This is a genomic window from Bacteroidota bacterium (assembly GCA_005882315.1).
GTDB lineage: Bacteria > Bacteroidota > Bacteroidia > Chitinophagales > Chitinophagaceae > VBAR01.
Window position 1 is genome coordinate 258,506 of sequence record VBAR01000003.1, and the last position, 16,439, is coordinate 274,944.

The 16,439-nt window shown below is 38.2% G+C and carries 15 protein-coding genes; 5 read left to right on the forward strand and 10 right to left on the reverse strand.

What is annotated here, in order from left to right; translation table 11 throughout:
• Positions 1–2 precede the first annotated feature (2 nt).
• The 4 genes from E6H07_14530 to E6H07_14545 all read right to left on the reverse strand — a co-directional run bounded on the left by E6H07_14530 (position 3) and on the right by E6H07_14545 (position 3,275).
• Positions 3–950, reverse strand: a complete 948-nt coding sequence (locus tag E6H07_14530) for an arginase (GenBank protein TMI62626.1) — start codon at positions 948–950, stop codon at positions 3–5.
• A gap of 240 nt (positions 951–1,190) precedes the next feature.
• Positions 1,191–1,976: a universal stress protein gene (locus E6H07_14535; GenBank protein TMI62627.1), complete on the reverse strand. Its 786-nt coding sequence runs from the start codon at positions 1,974–1,976 to the stop codon at positions 1,191–1,193.
• Positions 1,977–2,062: 86 nt separating this feature from the next.
• Complete coding sequence (locus tag E6H07_14540; GenBank protein TMI62628.1) at positions 2,063–2,590, reverse strand: DUF1905 domain-containing protein; 528 nt, start codon at positions 2,588–2,590, stop codon at positions 2,063–2,065.
• Entirely contained in the window at positions 2,559–3,275 is a 717-nt protein-coding gene (locus E6H07_14545; GenBank protein ID TMI62629.1) for a hypothetical protein, read from the reverse strand. The genes E6H07_14540 and E6H07_14545 overlap by 32 nt, the downstream gene beginning before the upstream one ends.
• 126 nt (positions 3,276–3,401) lie before the next feature.
• On the opposite strand from E6H07_14545, the gene E6H07_14550 reads away from it, so the two are divergent.
• The 3 genes from E6H07_14550 (at position 3,402) to E6H07_14560 (ending at position 7,942) form a co-directional block, all read left to right on the forward strand.
• The gene (locus E6H07_14550) at positions 3,402–5,027 is read left to right on the forward strand and encodes a beta-lactamase family protein (GenBank protein ID TMI62630.1); all 1,626 of its coding nucleotides are present in this window, start codon (positions 3,402–3,404) and stop codon (positions 5,025–5,027) included.
• A 55-nt stretch (positions 5,028–5,082) separates the two neighbouring features.
• Positions 5,083–6,999, forward strand: a complete 1,917-nt coding sequence (locus E6H07_14555) for a beta-N-acetylhexosaminidase (GenBank protein TMI62631.1) — start codon at positions 5,083–5,085, stop codon at positions 6,997–6,999.
• Between the two features lie 100 nt (positions 7,000–7,099).
• Positions 7,100–7,942, forward strand: coding sequence for a hypothetical protein (locus tag E6H07_14560; protein TMI62632.1), 843 nt, complete (start codon positions 7,100–7,102; stop codon positions 7,940–7,942).
• Here the strand turns inward: E6H07_14560 and E6H07_14565 are convergent.
• A complete protein-coding gene (locus tag E6H07_14565) occupies positions 7,939–8,517 on the reverse strand; it encodes a pentapeptide repeat-containing protein (protein TMI62633.1) in 579 nt (192 codons plus the stop codon). The genes E6H07_14560 and E6H07_14565 overlap by 4 nt on opposite strands.
• Positions 8,518–8,619: 102 nt before the next feature.
• Here E6H07_14565 and E6H07_14570 point away from each other — a divergent pair, with 102 nt between their 5' ends.
• On the forward strand, positions 8,620–9,168 hold the full coding sequence (locus tag E6H07_14570; GenBank protein ID TMI62634.1) for a thioredoxin family protein: 549 nt from the start codon (positions 8,620–8,622) through the stop codon (positions 9,166–9,168).
• Between the two features lie 9 nt (positions 9,169–9,177).
• Here E6H07_14570 and E6H07_14575 read toward each other — a convergent pair whose 3' ends face one another.
• The 4 genes from E6H07_14575 to E6H07_14590 form a co-directional block, all read right to left on the reverse strand.
• Positions 9,178–11,589 carry a PKD domain-containing protein gene (locus E6H07_14575; protein ID TMI62635.1) on the reverse strand — a complete coding sequence of 804 codons (2,412 nt, stop codon included), beginning with the start codon at positions 11,587–11,589 and terminating at the stop codon, positions 9,178–9,180.
• 166 nt (positions 11,590–11,755) lie between these two features.
• Positions 11,756–12,760 (reverse strand): hypothetical protein, encoded by a 1,005-nt coding sequence (locus tag E6H07_14580; GenBank protein ID TMI62636.1) that lies wholly within the window; start codon positions 12,758–12,760, stop codon positions 11,756–11,758.
• A gap of 19 nt (positions 12,761–12,779) precedes the next feature.
• Positions 12,780–13,718, reverse strand: a complete 939-nt coding sequence (locus E6H07_14585) for a hypothetical protein (GenBank protein TMI62637.1) — start codon at positions 13,716–13,718, stop codon at positions 12,780–12,782.
• 97 nt (positions 13,719–13,815) lie between these two features.
• Complete coding sequence (locus E6H07_14590; protein TMI63078.1) at positions 13,816–14,763, reverse strand: acyl-ACP desaturase; 948 nt, start codon at positions 14,761–14,763, stop codon at positions 13,816–13,818.
• 490 nt (positions 14,764–15,253) lie between these two features.
• Between E6H07_14590 and E6H07_14595 the strand changes: the two genes are divergently transcribed.
• On the forward strand, positions 15,254–15,523 hold the full coding sequence (locus E6H07_14595) for a hypothetical protein (protein ID TMI62638.1): 270 nt from the start codon (positions 15,254–15,256) through the stop codon (positions 15,521–15,523).
• Positions 15,524–15,630: 107 nt separating this feature from the next.
• Here E6H07_14595 and E6H07_14600 read toward each other — a convergent pair whose 3' ends face one another.
• The gene (locus E6H07_14600; GenBank protein TMI62639.1) at positions 15,631–16,326 is read right to left on the reverse strand and encodes a twin-arginine translocation signal domain-containing protein; all 696 of its coding nucleotides are present in this window, start codon (positions 16,324–16,326) and stop codon (positions 15,631–15,633) included.
• Between the last annotated feature and the right edge of the window lie 113 nt (positions 16,327–16,439).

The window sequence follows — 16,439 nt, forward strand, 5'->3', positions numbered from 1 at the left end:
TTTTAGTTCATCATTAATACATTCACACTTCGCTGCAGAATATTAAATGCAATTTCTGCCATCAGGTTTTCTTTGTCAAGTGTTGGGTTTACTTCAGTTATCTCAAAACAGCAAACTTTCCGGTTCTGCATAAACTTACTTATTAGATCTTCAGCTTCTCTTTCACGCAGACCCATACCGACGGGTGTACCCGTTCCTTTTGAAATAGATGAATCAAGGCTATCAACATCAAAGGAAATATAAATATCTGTACAATCACCGAGATAGCGGGTTACTGCCCTTACAATGTTCTCAGGGCCTTTTGTTCTTACTTCTTTTGTAGTAATAACTTTAATGCCGTGTTTTTCGATCAGGTATCTTTCTTCTTTTTCATAATCCCGTAATGAAATGATCACTACATCTTCCGGCTTCACTTTAGGATGAATTTTTCCCATTCGTTTCACCTGATTCCATTGCTTTACGGTCACTTCGTCTACATCATGTACAGCACAGTCTTCATTATCTTCATCGATAGCTGCTGCAAGACTCATGCCGTGCATATTACCCGACGGAGTAGTATAAGGAGTATGCATATCAGCATGCGCATCTATCCATATCACGCCTAATTTACTTTTTGGTTTGGCGATTTTTATGCCCGCTAATGTAGCTCCTGCAATACTATGATCACCGCTGATAACAACCGGGAAAAAATTATTTTTCAATGTTTCACTCACGGATTTACTTACCCGTTCATACATCGTTATAATTCCTTTTACCCGCTTGGCATACGGCGATTCAATTGGTTCGTAGAGTAATTTATTTTCTGTAGGAATTTTTTCGGATGGAAAATGAATAAAGAAATTACTCATAAAATCCAGTGCAGCTATTTTTATAGCGTCTATACCAAGACTGGCGCCCCTGGTTCCGGCTCCAATTTCAGATGGGACTTCGATCAGTTTAATATTTTTCATATAGCGATAAGCAAATTCAGGTCAAACAATTAATGGAATAAAAAGGGAAGTAAATAAAAGTTGCCGGAAACTTAATCAGGGATGTAAAAATTGGCAGGCAATGATTGCTCTGCAAATGAAAAAACCGGCTTTATTAAATTCCTGGCAAGAAACATATCGAGGCCTCAAAGGTAGCCATTAAAACCTGAGCAATCAAGCCAATAAAATGTAATTATTATTTAACAAGAAAAGCTTGTTAACCTATTGGTGAGCAGCGAGTATCGGGATATGACTGTGATAGGCCAAACGTTTCGTATGGCTGCTATTAAACAATTTTTTTGCATTAGAATGATGGCGGGGAACCGTTATCATTATATCGATATTATAGTCTTTTGTAAAATTATCAATAGCTTCAAAGAAATCACTCATTCCGATAAAATAAAACTCTGTATCGTATTTAGCGAACATCTCCTTCAGCTTTGCTTTTCCCTGTTGATAATGATCAGTAAGAGCAACATAATGTTCGGAGTTCACATTTACAATATGCAGTTTGGGATTAAATATTTCCAATACCGATGAAAGAAATATTTCCGGGGTGGAAGCCGTTACATCTTCAAAGTCTGAAGCAAATGCAACATTTTTTAATCCTTCGAATTTTGCATTTGGCGGAATGATCAAAACGGGATAGATGGTGTTATCTACCAATTTTAGAGTGTTGCTGCCGATTAGTGTCTGACCAATGGTAGAACGACCCGTAATACCCATAGCGATTAATGTAAAACGCATGGTATGCGCCAACCTGTCGATATTTTCAACAAGGTTGCCACCTTTTTCCAATTCGTATTCCACTTTTGCGTCACCTTTTTTCACCAATTCAGCTTTCAGGCTTTCGAGATAGCTGATTGCAATATCCCGGTCTGAATCATGGTCATAATTGTGATACAATACAACTTTCGCATCAGCATGGTCAGCAAGCATCAATGCTACATAACGGGCTGCATTTAATGATGTGTCGGAAAAATCTACAGGGATAATAACTGATTTCATAAACAACTCTCGGTTTTGTAAAATAGCTCGCCGAAGATAAGGTAAATGTGGTTACTGAAAACCAGGATAGCCGCGTTAAAAACAAGTTATGGTTTATCTCTGCCGACAAACCGATCGTTGCCGGAAAGAAAGCCTATGACCTTGGTGATATTTCTATCTACCGATTCTTCTGTTTTTAGAAAATTAATATAACGGATAATCTCTTTTTGCCGCGAAGGAGTGAGTGAATCAAAAACGGTTTTTATTTTCTTGTTTTTTAATAAAGCAGTTTCTAGTTTTGGATGTATTGTTATAGCTCGGGGCAGCGGGTCATATTCAATTTCAAAATTTCCTGTATCACCAACATCAATTCCTGCAGCTTTGCGCATGGGAGTATTCAGATAAAGCCGCCACTTGCCGTTGTATCTTACCAGGTTTTGTTGATAGGGATGACCATTTATTTTTCCTTTTACAGGAATGGGGCTTTTGTCTTTACCGGCCTGTTTAAAAATTACTTTTAATACATTTTGCGGAAGTAATACATAAGGATTGACACCAATGATTTTTATAATAGCAGAAAATGAAGCCACTGTTGTAAGTTTTTTAATTGCCGGGCCTGTCAAAGATCTTTTCATCAATCACTTTGTCAATTTCAATTGAATCCATAACCAGTTCCATAAAAATCTGCCCGCCTGCTTTTTGTATTTGTGAGAATGCAAATTTCATTCCTCCAACTTCGCGGAAATCTGAAAGAAAAATTTCTATCTCTAATTCCTGGCCCCCGATCTTTCTTTTCTCTGTTGTTTTCAGGATAAGTGAGTTTGCATCCATGATATAATAAAAGACAACAGAACTATCTACTCCGGCAGTGAGTTTGATCTTATGAGTTTTGATTCCTTCAACTGTTTCTGTTCCCGCCAACTCCACTTTATTTCCCCTGGCTTTGTAATCCATCAGCTTGCCTGATATCTGTGTTTGGCTTTTAAAACTATTTAATTCTGCGGCAGTAGGTTCTATTATACCGGTGTTTCCGGACAACGGATTTATTTTCCATCCTTTCCCATTTTTATAGGCTTCAATAATTTTTACACCCTGCACATCTACATCTGTTCTTACCGCTTTACCATTTATAATTCTTATGTTGAGGGGGAGTAGCATTCCCTGTTGTTTGATCTTACCTTTCATAGTCACGGTTTTTACATCCCTGAATTTTTCTATACCACCCATTGCTGCAGTAAATTTTGCAATAATATCTTCTACAGTTTGCGCAGGAGAAGTAAAGAAAAGAAGGAGTAGCGGCAGGAAAACAAGTTTTTTCATAAAAATTAATTGATGCAGTAAATATATTTAAGAATGACCAGATATAATTTCCTCTTATACTTTATTTAGCTATATCATATTTACAAAAATATTTTACTTGAATAAGCTATTGGTTACCTTCACGTCATGAGAAAAGTAATACTCTTTACATTGTTGCTGCCAGCATTTATTTCCAATGCACAAAGCTGGCAGGATACAGTTAACCAGGTTGAAAAAATCATGGACCGGTATAAAGACACCGGGCCCGGTGCACAGGTGGCTATTAGCCGCAATGGAGTTATCATTTATAATTCAGCAAAAGGATTGGCGGATATGGAACACAATGTTCCGCTGACTATTAACTCAAAAATTGAAGCCGGTTCTGTTTCAAAACAATTTACGGCCGCCGCTATTTTAATATTAGTGCAACAAGGAAAACTTTCTGTAAATGATGATATCCGGAAATATTTACCTGAGTTAAAAGATTATGGCCATATTATTTACATTTATCATTTACTTCATCATACCAGCGGATTAAAGGATTGGGGTAGTGTGATATCACTTAGTGGTTGGCCACGAGGCACCCGTGCATATAATAATGATGATGCTTATCATATCATGTGCAATCAACCAACACTGAATAATATTCCCGGCGACGAGTATATTTATAGTAACTCCAATTATACGGCCCTTTCAATAATTGTTCAGCGGGTAAGTGGCATGAGCCATGCAGCATTCACAAAAAAATATTTATTCGAGCCAGCAGGAATGAAAAACACAGAATGGCGGGATGATTATGAACGCATCGTTCCCGGTCGTGCAATTGCTTACGCAAAAACACCGGATGGATACAGAACAGAAATGCCGAATGAAAATACTTATGGCCACGGCGCATTGCTTACTACAGTTGAGGATCTTTTGAAATGGAATGATTATTACCTGTCAGGGAAATTAGGCGGTCCGTCTTTATTAGCAAAGCAAACTGAAACAATGCCATTGAACAATGGTAAGAAAAATAATTATGCAGCGGGATTGGTTATAGAGATCGTGAACGGATATAAAACCATCAGTCATACCGGGGCCACGGCAAGCTATCGTTCACAACTGGAATATTTTCCTGAACTCGGTTTGTCCTTCGCATGTCTTACCAATACTTCTGATGGGGCATTTGGTAATCCGGCTGTTTTAGTCCGGAATCTATTTATAAAAACTGCTTCGCCGGCTGAACAACCAAATAATTTGAAACCAGATTCAACTATTAGTTGGAAAAAGTTTATATCATATAAAGGGAGCTACAGTAATAAAAAAACAGGTGCTGGTTTTTTGTTGTATGAAAAAGATAATGGATTATACTTTATACCGAATGGTGGACCGCTTCCTGCTTTAAATGAAAACACACTACTGGTTGGCCGGGCACAACTAAAATTTCCAACAGGTAATACTAAGCAGGTAACTTTTATTTCAGCCGCAGGAGATACAATTTTATATGAACCGGCCAAAGCAGCGGTCACTGACGAAAAATCATTAAGTGAATATGTTGGCACTTATTTCTCTGATGCAACCGAATCCTATATGTATGCTGTCATAAAGAATGGGAAACTGGTAATGTATCCAAGAACAACAGAAGAGGAAGAATTGACCTCTGTATATAAGGATGGGTTCTATGCTCCCGGACTTGAAATTTCATTTGAAAGAAATAAAAAGAAGGAGATCACTCGTTTCTTTGTAAATATATCAAGAGCAAGAAGGGTAGAGTTCAGGAAAGTAAAATAGAAAATCATATTTCTTTGCTCATTATTTTTTAACAATTTTTTTTAAAGACAATACAATGCTTAAAAAGACGAGTTTAGTTTTTCTTATCTCAATCATATGTTTCAATGCAAATGCGCAAACAAGTAAAATAAACATCATTCCTGAGCCGGTGATGATAAACGAAAAACCCGGTGTATTTACATTAAAGGATTTATATTCTATTACTATTGAGGGGAGTGATGCCGACTCGAAACGTGTATCTGAATATTTAAGAGCAGCACTAACAAGAGCAACAGGATTCGAGACATCAGCCGGAAGACAAGGAGAAACAAGTGCAATCAGGCTAAGCCTGAATAAGCAACCCGATAACGAGCTCGGCAACGAAGGCTATGTGTTGGAAGTAAATGAAAAAAATGTATTGATCACAGCGAATAAAGCAGCTGGCCTGTTTTATGGTATGCAAAGTTTTATCCAGTTACTACCAAAAGAAATTGAAAGTAGTAAGCCAGTAAAAAATATTAACTGGACAGCGCCTTGTGTAAAAATAAAAGATTACCCAAGATTCGGATGGAGAGGATTAATGTTTGATGTATCCCGTCATTTTTTTACTAAAGATGAAGTGAAGCGGTTCATTGATGATATGGTGAAATATAAATACAATCTTTTACACTGGCATCTTACGGATGACCAGGGATGGCGGATCGAAATAAAATCGTTGCCTAAACTCACTTCTGTTGGTGCCTGGAATGTACAGCGTACAGGAAAATTCGGAACCTTTTCACCCCCTGCACCCGACGAACCGAGAAACTATGGCGGTTTTTACACTCAGAATGATATAAAGGAAGTGGTACAATATGCTAAAGAAAGGTTTGTAAATATTTTGCCAGAAGTTGATGTGCCCGGTCATAGTATGGCGGCGATTGCTTCTTATCCGGAACTGACAAGTACCGCTCCCCCTGCAGGAACTTATAAAGTAAACTCTGGTGAAAAATTAATGGAGTGGCCACCGGGTGGTCATTTTTATGGGTTACTTGATAATTCATTGTGTCCTGCAAAAGAAAATGTTTATGTGTTTCTTGACAAAGTGTTTAGTGAAGTAGCAGAGTTGTTTCCTTTTGAATACATTCATATGGGTGGTGATGAAACAGCAAGAAATTTTTGGGAGAAAAGTGAAGACATTAAACAACTGATGAAGAAAGAAAATCTAAAAAACCTTAATGAAGTACAAAGCTATTTTGTAAAACGTGTAGAAAAAATAATTAACTCAAAAGGAAAGAAACTGATCGGTTGGGATGAAATACTGGATGGAGGCCTGGCGCCTAATGCGGCAGTAATGAGCTGGCGTGGATTGAAGGGTGGCATAGAGGCTGCAAAGCAGGGACATGAAGTTGTGATGAGCCCGACCGCTTACTGCTATATCGATTATATGCAAAGTGATGCAGTGATGGAGCCGCCGGTATATGCATCTCTGCGTTTAAATAAAGCATATGAATTTGAACCGGTACCTGATGGTGTTGATGCAAAGTTCATAAAAGGTGGACAAGCGAATCTTTGGACAGAGCAGGTTTATAATTACCGCCATTTACAATACATGGTTTGGCCCCGGGCATTAGCAATTGCCGAATCAGTTTGGAGTCCAAAATCAAAAAAGAACTGGAATAATTTTGCAACAAAAGTGGAAAATCATTTTACACGATTTGAAGCCGCCGATAAGAAGTATTCGCCTGCTGTTTATGATCCTATTTTTAAATCCAAAAAAGGCGCAGCTAATGAATTGCTGCTGGACATAAGTACTGAGATAACCGGGTTGGATATTCATTACAGTTTTGACAATTCATTTCCCGATAATTACTATCCGAAGTTTACACAAACCATAACAGTGCCTAAGGATGCAACCACACTGAAGGTAATTACGTACAGGAATGGGAAGGCAATGGGAAGAATGACGGTAATGCCTGTGGAAGAGCTTAAGAAACGGGCAGGTATAAAATAGAGATATCTGAACATTTTTAATTAATAATTTGTTATCCCGGTGAACAGATTAAGAAAAAAAGCCGGGAAGCAGTTACATTTACAGAATAAAATAATAAAACATGAATTCGAAAATTTTAGCTTTTGCTACATTTCTTTTTTTAGGGTCAACAGCTTTTTCACAGTCAGTAAAACTGTCACTTGGTGCCGGTGCAAAATATGAAGTGATTACTACAATGAAGATGTCTTCATCCGCCAATGCAATGGGCCAGACAATTGAGACAGGCATGGATAATGAAAACACCGAGCTTTTTGATGTGAAATCCGTTACAACAAATAATAACGAACTGAGTGCAGTCCTCAAACGGATAAAGTTTAACCTCTCGGGAATGGGTCAGGACATGAGCTATGACAGCGATAATAAAGAAAGCAAAGGTGAATTAGCCGAAGCCTTTGGTAAGAAAGTAGGAAAACCTTACCAGGTATTATATGATGATAATGGCAAAGTGCTTAATAAAGATGTGGTCGCTGAAGCAAAGCCTGAAATGCCGATACCCGGTGCGCCGGCGCCTTCTGGAAAAGTTGAACTTATCGATGAAATATTTATAGGGAAGCAATTAACAAACGGATACAGTTGGTATGATTCCACGACTACTGATGTCGACAAAATGAAAACAACAATTAAAGGAACTTATAAAGTGCTGAGTGTGCTGAATAATAATGCTACTATTATGTTTGAAGGAATTCAGCAGCAAACCGGAGTAATGGAGCAAATGGGCATGGAATTGAATATGAGCGGAACGAGTAATGTGACAAAAGAATTCTTACTTGATTTAAAGACCGGGCTCATCATCCAGTCAAATACAAAAACAAAAGGCACCAGCAATATTGAAGTGATGGGCACAAACATACCTGTAGAAACGGATGTGACAACGACAAAAAAGATCAAATTGGTGCAGAACTAATCGCCAGAAATAATAATATCATATTTAAGCAGTAAGCCTGCAACAGAGGGAAATGAAAATTTCCCTTTCTTTATTTTGTTGAGTTCAGGATCGATGGAATAATTAAATGCAGTTCGGAGATCGGCTTTTTCCAGTATTGTGTTCTCAAATTTTGTGTCCTTCAGATCGCATTTATCAAAATTGGATTCAGTTAGATCGGTTTCAGTAAAATCAGCTTCCTGTAAACTACATCCTCTGAAACTTGTCTTTTTCATTTTGCGTTTATAGAAAGAACAGAAATTGAGTATGCAGTTATCAAACCTTGCAGAAAAAATAAATTCATTGCAGTTTTCAAAGTGAAGACCAAGCATTTTACAATCTTTGAACAGAACATCGCCAAATGTGGTTTGAATGACTTTTGCTGAACTAAGATTACAGTCAATAAACTCACAATCGGTAAAATTAATGTCCGACAGATCGATGCCGGAGAAATTACAATTCAGAAAATAGCAACCCTCATAATCTGCTTTTTCAATTTGCTTTTCTGTATAATCTTCTTTTTCATATTTCTGATCTGTGATATAATTCTTTTGCATTTGCTTCTATAATTTTTCAGGTTGACGGTAAAAGTACTGAAAAGGATATTTTAACTTTCGGATTCAGATTCATTGTTTAATTTTCAGGTTAAATAAGTTGATATGAATAAAATAAGTATAGCCTTACTGTTGATTTTCAGTTTTACTTCAATTATAGCCCAGGAACCACCTGCTTCTGCCGATGCAATAATGAAAGAAGCTTATGCAATAGCTAAAAAAGAAAACAAAAAAGTATTCGTGATATTTCATGCGTCCTGGTGCGGCTGGTGTAGAAAAATGGATACCTCGATGAGTGATGCTTCTTGTAAAAAATTCTTCAATGATAATTTTGTAGTCCGTCATATGGTAGTGGATGAGAGCAAAGACAAAAAAAACCTGGAGACACCCGGTGGACAAGAGTTTAAAACAAAATACAGGGGCGAAGGAATGGGTTTGCCCTTCTGGTTGATATTTGATAATAAAGGCAACCTGCTGGCAGATGCTAAAATAAGACCTGCAGGCGCCAGTATAGATACAGAAGGAAACAATACCGGCTGCCCGGCTAACGAAGAAGAGGTAAACTATTTTGTTGAAGTGTTGAAGAAAACTACTTCATTAAAAAATGATGAATTAGAAATGATCAGGAAACGATTCAGGAAAAACGAAATGTAATTTTCTTTATTACCTGACAATGGTAACAATTCCCTTTTCAGCTTTTGTGATATTATCGAAAGTTGTGTATTCGATCATCCAGACATATACACCTATTGGCTGGTCAGCTCCTTTATATTTTCCATCCCATCCTTGACCCATTGTTGAAGTAGTAAATACAGGATTTCCCCAACGATTATAGATAGAAAATTTATTCAGCGATTTCATCCCAACGAGATAAGGGATCAAAAGATCATTAAGACCATCCCTATTGGGTGTAAAAGCAGTAGGCATATAGATCCCTATTTTTTTTACTACCACTATTTTTACTGTATCTGTTGTAACGCAAGTATGTTTGTCAGTAATTTCAATGGTATATTGAACATCACCGGTTCCGGTAAATTGAGTATGGGCACTTGCATAATTGGTTAGTTGTGCCCGTGGACGCCAGTTATAAGTATTTCCAATTGTATCCCGGGCACTGATCGCTTTAGTGTTTCCCGTTAATACAACAATATCGGGATAACGAATTCCAGCGGCTTGTTTATTTACAAGCACTGATTTAGTAACTGACTGGGGATCGTCTTCACAACCCAACATCGTCATTTGAAGAGTAACATCAATTCTGCCGGGGTTGGTATAAGTAAGTGGCAATGGATCTTTCAAAGAAGAAACAGGCCCTCCATTATTAAAACTCCAGTTATAATCTGCCTGCGGTATTCCGTTTTGATTGCTCAGGTTCCTGAATAGAACAGGGCGGCCAACACAAATAGAGTCCCATGAAAAACCTGGGACACCATTTATAAAAACCCTGGCGATTCCTGTGATGCTGTCTTTGCAACCAAAGTTTGTACTTGTTACCAGCTCAATAGTGTATTGACCAACATTTGAAAAAGTTTTTATTGCATTCTGTGTTTGTAAAGAATTGCCATCGCTGAATTTCCAGGTATAGTTCATCGGTGCCGCGTCACTCACTGACGATGCATTGGTAAAAGCAAAAGCATTATTTGTTACACATCCTGTATCCAGCAACGGTGAAAAAAGTGCTTGCGGTATTGCATGAATCTGTATAGGTATACTCCTTGTTGAATCTATACAACCATTCTCATTTACCTGTGCCCAGTAACTGCCCGTTATTGTGGGTTGATAGCTGCTGGATATAGCGCCGTTAATAGGACTATTATTAAAATACCATTGAGTGGAAACAGATGAATTGCTTGCTGTTAAACTGCCCGCCAATGGATCACCCACACAATATTGATTTTTTCCCGTTAATCGTATTGAAGTATCCACTGTCTTCGGAAAAATAATTACAGTATCATAGCCGGAACAGCCTGTCCATGGGTTTGTTGTTTTTAAAACGAATTCTGTTGGTGTGTTTGTAATACCCCATCCCATTGGGTTTGATATCGTGGGGTCACTTACCTGGTTGGCCGGCGTCCATGCATATATGAAATCCGGAGTTGGCGGACTTCCTACCTGCACCTGTCGATAGTTACATGCAGTGGCATCAATACCTGCATCTGAAAAAGTCTGTGAGATTGTCATCGTTGCATATAAGGTATCCCTGCACCCGAAACCGGGATAAGGAATGACGATTACAGGAAACACAGTACCTACTGATGGCGGCGGTGACAGTGTTAATAGCTGTGTATTGGAGAGCAGTTGTGTAAATGTATTATCAGCATACCATTCATATGACTGAAAACCAAAAGGGGCCGTTAGTATGGTGCGATTCTCACCAACACAAATAGTAGTACCCTGGATAGCACCACTGCAATTTGAATTAACATCTATATAAGCATATCCAAAATGGGCACGGGGTGTACAGTCACTTGTTATAAATTCAATTTCAATAGTTCTTCCTGCAAGTCCCGTAAGGTTAAGTGTAACAGGTGTCCAGTCTTTATACAATACACTTGGATTAATTGGTGAAGTTCGAAAGCCTGGCAAGGATGATGAAGCGATAAAATCAAATGTAACACAAGGCAGTTGTGCACCTGTCGTGAGGTCAGTTATTTTTGCTCTGAAACGTGGCTGTTCTTCAATTGTATGATTAGGATTTTGAAGTACCACTGCATACTGGAAAAAAATAGAAAATACAGGTGCATTTGCGGGAATAACATAGGTATATGAAATACCCTCGGCTTCTGCGTTGGCCTGGGAACTACCTAATCGTACACTGAATCCGCTGCCGTTTGGACAGGACTGTGGGAAGCCACCATAAACGTCATTTCCTGATCCAGCTGGGATAATAGTATGCCTGTCATTTACCTGTCCTGTACCGGTCCACACTACTTTGTTAACCCCGTTACTAAGAATCACATTTCCGGTACGGCAAACCCAGTTAGTAAAATCTCCAAACTCAAAATCAAGATTGGGAGGGCAAACGCCGGGTTGTGCTTTAGTGGTTATACTAAAAGCATTCAAAGTAATTATCAATATGAAAAGTCTGTGCAGTATTACTGGTTAGTTTTGAAAACTTAGATAAATGGGAAAGGGAATTGGGCATTTAAAGGTAAAATATTTCTGTGAACAGAAATAACGGTATATACGACAGGCCGGAATAATATTCTGTTATTAATACTGTGTGTATTTCAACGTGTTACTATTTTACTGCGGGAATCAATGCCATTGAAGCCCAATTGGTTCCCGCTGCAGATATGAATTGATCTTTATCGTGCGGAAATCCACTGAACACAAAAGGTACAAAAGGAATAGAACGGGATTTTACTTTCCAGGAACCATCTTCATATTGTGTTTTCAGTAAAAAAGAAATTCCTTTTTGATATGCAGGATCATCCGTTTTTAATTGCCCGGTTTCATGCAATGCATATAATGCCTGCCCGGTTGCATAAGCATCCGTTTCAAGATTAGTTAACTGCGACCAACCTCCATCTTCACGTTGCGTAGCCAATAATTTTTGTGCCTGCTGCTGAATAAAATTTTTATCCCCATTGATCCATTTAAGTCCAAGTAATTGAAATATTCTTTCTTCATTTGTTTCCGGCACTTTATGCATCATCCAGGTACGGGCTTTTTCAATTCGTTGTATTGCTTCCTGTTTCATTGAAGCCGGTGCATAGTATTGAATTGCTGCAACCATCAAGGCTGTTGCAGACAAAGAATAATACTCTAACGGCGGCCGGGGATTAGGACTTACCCAACTGCCTTCTCCTGTTTGACGTTGCATTAAATTCTTTACCATCATTTCAACCACTTTAGTTGATTTATATTGGTTAGCCCATAATGCCCATAGCCTGTAACCATTTGACATAACAATTGCTACGGGGTCATCATTCTGCATTAAAACAGCTTTTTCATGACGTATTATCTGTTGAATGGTATCGAATATTTCGGTAAGAATTGTATCATTTACTTTAAATCCTTTTTCTTTTGCCATTGATAAACTTACTGCTGTCAGATCCTGGTGATGGCAGGACTGGCATCCGCCTGCATTCTCTAAAAACAAATGACTTGTATTTTGCAACAGCGGCAAACTTTTATTCACAGCCTCTTTGATTTCTTCAGGATTGTTTTCGTGTTTATTTGTCACAGTTGTAAACGCTGTTATCACAGCAACAACTCCTAAAAGAATAAACCATTTTTTCATAACAAGTTTTTTATAAGAATTATTTCGCCCCGGCTTTTTTCAATAATTCCACAGTTGCAGTATTTCCTTTTTTTGAGGCCCATGAAAGAGCAGTTGATCCATCTTTTGATTTCATGCTGACATCTGCACCGTTATCCAACAAGGCTTGCACCATTTCAACATTGTCATATTCATTATAACCAGCGTACATCAATATGGTTGTTCCTCCATAATCAGCAGAATTAATTTTTTTCGTCTTTTTCAATATTGCTTTAACAGATTCTGCATCTGTAAAAATTACAGCCGCAGCTAATGGTGTAAGCCCAAAAAAACAAATCCTATCCGGATCGGCGCCTTTATCTAATAATTGAACAATGACCGGTTTATTAAAGTTTAATACGGCATTCATTAATGCTGTTGATGAATCAAGCGAAAAAGCATTAACATCATTTTTTTTACTAAGCAATAAGGATATAGTTTCTGTATCACCAAACAAGGAAGCCCTCATCAATGCGTTTTCTTTTTTGTTATTGAGAACTGATGCATCTGCTCCTTTATCCAGCAGCATTTTTATCGTTTCATATTTGCCATGGGCAACAGCAGCAATAAGCAGGGGAGTATTGCCTGATTTTGCTTTTGCATTTATATCAGCTCCATTTTGAATCAACAATTTTGCTTTTGCAAGATCATGCAATGACCACATCAGTGGTGTTTCATCAATCTTATTCTTTGTATTTACATTAGCCCCTTTTTCAATCAGCAATTGCATGCACTCAACAGAAGAATAAAATGTTGCGATCATGAGCAAGTTGTCGCCATCTTCATCAACACTATTTGGGTCGGCTCCCTGGTCGAGTAATGATTTGATTTCTTTCAGATCATTATTTTTTACGGCTGCAAAAATTTTTGATGAGTTTGTTTGTGCATTCAATCCATAAAAGCAAACCACAGAAAGGAGGAGCAAAGCGAGTTTAAGCATTGTTCAGTAGTTGGTGTTACTAAAATTAAATTAATTATCCGGATAGGCAAAATGCAGGTTGGAGTGAAGTGTTTCAAGTAGTAAAAAGTCTGGCCCATCAAGATCTGATCCAGCTAAATTGGAATTCGACTGGTGCTTTTAAACCACGTTCAGAAATTTTTTTGAAACGTTCGGGAAGAGTCATTAAATAATCACGGGCTTTTTCGGCTGTTCCTGTAAGACTGCTGATGTTCGCTATATCCCATTCTTTTATCAGTGATTCTAAGATGTGCGTATAATCCAGGCTAGTGTACACACCGAGGCGTTGTGCCGCATCGCTGAAGTGGGTAAAAGTTTTACCGATTGTTTCGCCGGCCTGGCGTAGAAAATGGGCAGGCATTACTATACGTTTTCGCATCATGTCTTCAAAAGCCAGCATCATTTCGCTGGCATCAACCTCAAATATTTTTGTTACAAAACTTTTATAGGCTTTGGCATGGCGTGCCTCATCAGCAGCAATAACACCGCATATTTGTGAAAGTTGGTTGCTGCCATGTTTTTTGGCTAGCGTAGCTGTGCGCCGGTGAGAAATATTTGTGGCCAGCTCCTGGAAAGAAGTGTATACAAAATTTTTGTACGGATCCCTTGCAGCGCCGCTTTCCATGCCATCTGCTATTAAATACTGGGTGCTTATTTCCATCTGTTGCATATTCACACGACCAGAGAGATACAAAAATTTATTCAGCAGGTCGCCATGCCTGTTCTCTTCCGCAGACCACATCCGTATCCATTTACTCCATCCTTGCGGCTCTTCTTTTGTTATACCATCTATATCCATCAACCAGCTTTCATAAGTAGGCAGGGCTTCTTCGGTAATAGTATCGCCAACAAGAACAGCCATATAATCATACGGCAGTTCTTTACATTCTGCCTGTAGTTCTTTTATCTCTTTGGTAAAATTTTCGTTTGTGCTTACAGGTAAAAAATCGGCGGGCTGCCAGTTGGTATCAATCTTTTTCAGAAATTCATCAATAATACTGTCAATTTTTTGCGCCAGGTAATGCATCACTTCAATCCAGGATGGTTTTAGTTTTACTTGACGCATAATTAATTGTCCTGGCAGCGTTGGCTGTCGTGTTTTTTTGAACCGGTTAATGATATCTAATGTCTGCAGTGTTTAAAATTGCATAGAATGATCATCTGAGCATTGATAGTTAAAGCACAGCATAAATAAAATTAGGATTTGTTATAAACGGAATAGTTATAAAACTCTTTTAAAAGTTTATATAATTCACAGGTTTGGGCTGCGCGGAGACACTCAACAGGGCATTTGTTTTTGCAGATACTAATCGGTGCGAAGAAGATATTTTTAATAACCGATACCAGTTGTTGTGGTCGGATCAATCATGTTGAACAAAATTTACAACATCATTTTTTTAAAATTGTAGAAACTATTCCCCAGCTACATCTAAATTGATATAAAAAACAGGCAAATAAAAGTTGGCCTGATTATTTATTTCTCTTTGGTAACATTTTTTTACATAAAAATAGTTTGTATGAAAAAGATCAGAGTTAATCAGATTTATCGTTTTTGCCTGTTGCTTTTATTTAGCTGCATGCAAATATCAGTTTGGGCACAAGATGATGCCTCTTCAACAACAACTACAAAAACTACTAGTACTACTACTGAAACAGTATGGTATACACAGCCATGGGTATGGGTAGTAGGCGGAGCAGTATTTCTCATCATACTCGTAGCGCTGCTAAAAGGAAGCTCTACCAGCAATACTGAATCAAGAACAACAGTTATAAAAGATAACCGTTGATCAATGAATTTTTGAAGTGGGCAGGCTAAATGATATTTGGTCTGCCCACTTTATTTTATAGCACTGGGAGCTCCAACAGATTTGCTTTTAAAAACTGCCTGTATAATTTAACCTGCAAAACAGTAAGAGCATCCATGCTCCTGTGCACGGTTAATTGCCCATATGCCTGCAGGCATCACTTTAATTCCGGGCAACAGACCACTCATCCAATCTTTTTTTACTTCCGCAGCATCCATGTTTAATGATTTTGCCACAACACCGCTGTAAACCGTTAATGCCATATCGCATACACAAAACAGAACACCACTTTCCTGTAACTCATTTATGCCGATTGGCACCATACCCACACCGGGAATATTATAATCGCCCTGTTTAGGTTTCCAAAACGGATTCCTGGTTGATGGTTTTTGTGTTTTAGGATCCTCAGCTTTAAACACTTCTCCAAAATTATATTTAGGCCATAAACGGTCTTCCATTGCATAACCAATTGCTGTATGACGGAGTACAACAACTACATTGCAATCCTTCTCATTTGTACCTGTAGCAGCATTTGTAACTAAAAATATTCTGGGCCACGCAAAAGGGAATATTCCGTTTGGTTCCGGAACATCAAACACAATCCTGTGTTTTCCTTTCAATTGTTTAAACCATTCATCGGGGTTGCCGGTATCCATATTAAAGCTATTATCTGCAAACCCGCTTACAGGATTAATAATAGTTGACAGACCCAAAGCGGCAGCACCACCTGCAATTTTTCCCAGGAAATCCCGGCGTGGATTGTTTTCACCATTGTTGCTTTTCATAATTTAATTTTTATAGTTATGGTTAGTTAAACTGGTTCAACTGTGATCAACAATAGTTTGATCAATCAGTTGAAATTTTGATTTACAAAATGAAAATAGGTGAGGGGCAGCGA